Below are 2944 nucleotides of genomic sequence, written 5' to 3'. Positions count from 1 at the left end.
TAACCTTAAAAATTTTTTTTCAAATGCTATCTTTATACAACGTAAAGCTGATTTTACAATACTTTAATTATTATTAATTTCAAGATTATGCATAAATATCATACTTTTATTATTATTCTATAAAATTTTGCACTTTTCTTTCATTTGACCCTTCATTTTTAATTTTGTATACTTCCCTCTAGTTATATATGTCCGTTACGGAACAATTTCATATAGATGGGAGGAATTTTTCATGCTTCGTTATTCTCTTTTAGTTTTATTAGGAGCGTGTAGTTATGGAGTTTTAGCTATTTTTGTTAAACTTGCATATGCAGAAGGATTTTCACTTGGAGAGGTAATTGGTAGCCAGTATTTGTTCGGTTGGATTATTTTACTTGCTATTACACTTCTATTTTCTAGACATCGTGTTCCTCTGAAACAAATGTTAATTTTATTCGTCGCAGGAACGTCTGCAAGTTTTACTGGAATTTTTTATTACGCTTCCTTAAAAACTGTACCAGCTTCTATTGCAATTATACTTTTATTCCAGTTCGTTTGGGTTGGAATTATCATTGAAGCAATTACAACAAAAACATTACCTTCAAAAGAAAAAGTTATTTCAGTAATTTTCTTACTTGCAGGTACATTTTTATCAAGTGGGTTATTAGAAACATCAGCTGGTGATTTCGATACGACTGGAATCATTTTAGGCTTATTATCTGCTGTTACATTTGCAACATACATTTTCGTAAGTGGTAAAGTTGCCGTTGAAGTACCTTCATTACCACGCGGTGTCCTTTTAATGGCTGGCGCTTTAACTTTAGTCATGATCGTATTCCCGCCAACATTTATTTTTAACGGAGCGATTTCTCAAGGCCTTTGGAAATACGGCTTAGGATTAGGAATATTTAGTATCGTTATTCCGTCCATTGCCTTTACAATCGGTATTCCAAAAATCGGATCTGGCTTAGCAACTATTCTTGGTGCCGCCGAACTACCAGTTACAACAATTATGTCTGTATTCGTTTTAAAAGAAGCTGTACTATCTTCACAATGGTTCGGTGTATCACTTATTTTAATCGGTATTGCAATCCCGCAATTTGCATACGCAATGCGTGGACGTTATAAAAAACAGCATACTCATAAAAAAGTGGCAGCATAAAGTGAAACTTTAATCAGTGGGGGTTTTGTTCATCCCCACTGATTATTAGTTAAACCAATCGGGGATAAACGAGAGAGAGGATTTTCATTTGAAAATCCTCTCTTTTATTATTGTGTTATATAATGAATACAAATATTTCACTTAAGAAAGAGGGCATAATAAGTGGCATCCATTCCAAATCAATTAACAGAAAAACTTATTTCTATTCGTCGACATTTACACGAATACCCAGAACTATCGTACGAAGAATTTGAAACGACCAAAGCAATAAAAAATTGGTTAGAAGAAGCTAACATTACTATTATCGATTCCAATTTAGAAACAGGAATTATCGCTGAAATTTCTAGTAATAACAACGGACCGATTGTAGCGCTTCGTGCTGATATCGATGCCCTTCCCATACAGGAAGAAACAGACCTTCCATACACTTCAAAAATACAAGGTAAAATGCATGCTTGTGGGCATGATTTTCATACAGCTGCTATGTTGGGTGCCGCTTACTTATTAAAAGAAAAAGAAGCTTCTCTTAACGGAACTGTTCGCTTTATATTCCAAGCTGCTGAAGAAAGTGGAAACGGAGCATGTAAAGTTGTTGAAGCTGGACATTTAAAGAATGTGCAAGCCGTTTTTGGTATGCATAATAAGCCCGATTTACCAGTAGGTACAATCGGTATTAAAGATGGGCCACTGATGGCCGGAGTTGATCGATTTGAAATTGAAATTCATGGTGTTGGAACACATGCAGCTGTGCCTGATGCTGGCGTCGACCCTATCGTTGCATCATCTCAAATTGTTATGGCACTTCAAACGATTGTAAGCCGAAATATTAGTTCTTCTCATAACGCTGTCGTAAGTGTAACAAACATTCATTCAGGGAATACGTGGAACGTTATTCCTGAAAAAGCAATATTAGAAGGAACTGTCCGTACATTCCAAGCTGAAACACGTGAAAAGATTCCGGCATTAATGGAACGTATCATTAAAGGCGTTTCTGATGCACTAGGTGTAAAAACAGAATTTCGATTTTACCCAGGTCCGCCTGCTGTTCAAAACGATAAAGCACTCACTAATCTTTCTATTCAAATTGCAGAGAAAATGAATCTAAACGTTATCTCTCCTACACCATCAATGGCAGGAGAAGATTTTTCTTTTTATCAACAAGAAATACCAGGTTCATTCGTCTTTATGGGAACAAGTGGTACACATGAATGGCATCATCCAGCTTTTACAGTAGATGAACAAGCATTACCTATTAGTGCGGAATATTTCTCCTTATTAGCCGAAGAGGCTATTCATCAATTAACACATACAAAAAGCCGTTAAGTTCTCCTTAACGGCTTTTGCTTATGCGGTTAAATCTCGTTTTATAAATACTGTATAAGAAATTCCTAGAAATACAATTAAATACAGAAGAAGCATACAAGAAGCGAACGGGAATGTTACTCCATCAATAAAGCTTCCATTCTTTGAAATACTATATAAATCTGTGTTTGCCGGCAATAAATATTTCGCCCATTCATATCTAGTTGCTGCTATTAACGCAATATTTCCTGATAAAGCAAGAAATAGCGAAATACCAATTGCGCCGCCGCTAGATCTCGTTAAAACAGAAATCATAAAGGCAAATGCAGCATACACAAGAGTTGGTAACCAAGATAAAATATAATATTTACTTGCTTCTACGAAAATATTTTGTTTTATTATATTTCCATTTTGAACGACAAATTCAGTCCAAGCTGTTTGTTGGAATTTATAAATAATTAGCCCACATAATGTTGAAAAAATCATATTAAATATAAATAA

3 protein-coding genes are annotated in these 2944 nt (G+C 34.9%); 2 read left to right on the top strand and 1 reads right to left on the bottom strand.

The features are described 5' to 3' along the window. Positions 1-232 precede the first annotated feature (232 nt). The gene (locus tag KI356_RS09225) at positions 233-1141 is read left to right on the top strand and encodes an EamA family transporter (protein ID WP_128282449.1); all 909 of its coding nucleotides are present in this window, start codon (positions 233-235) and stop codon (positions 1139-1141) included. A gap of 162 nt (positions 1142-1303) precedes the next feature. Continuing rightward, positions 1304-2464 carry a M20 peptidase aminoacylase family protein gene (locus KI356_RS09220; protein ID WP_212935298.1) on the top strand — a complete coding sequence of 387 codons (1161 nt, stop codon included), beginning with the start codon at positions 1304-1306 and terminating at the stop codon, positions 2462-2464. A 21-nt stretch (positions 2465-2485) separates the two neighbouring features. Here KI356_RS09220 and KI356_RS09215 read toward each other — a convergent pair. After that, on the bottom strand, positions 2486-2944 hold a 459-nt coding region (locus KI356_RS09215), incomplete at its 5' end, for a DUF2705 family protein (RefSeq protein WP_498066717.1).

It is taken from the genome of Bacillus hominis, from assembly GCF_018332515.1.
GTDB classification, from domain to species: Bacteria; Bacillota; Bacilli; order Bacillales; family Bacillaceae_G; genus Bacillus_A; species Bacillus_A hominis.
The sequence above is the reverse complement of the archived record's forward strand: the minus strand, read 5'-3'. Positions and strand labels throughout refer to the sequence as shown.

Excerpts from the sequence above, each read along its gene's own strand:
- KI356_RS09225 (WP_128282449.1), top strand. The coding sequence starts at position 233 with ATGCTTCGTTATTCTCTTTTAGTTTTATTAGGAGCGTGTAGTTATGGA.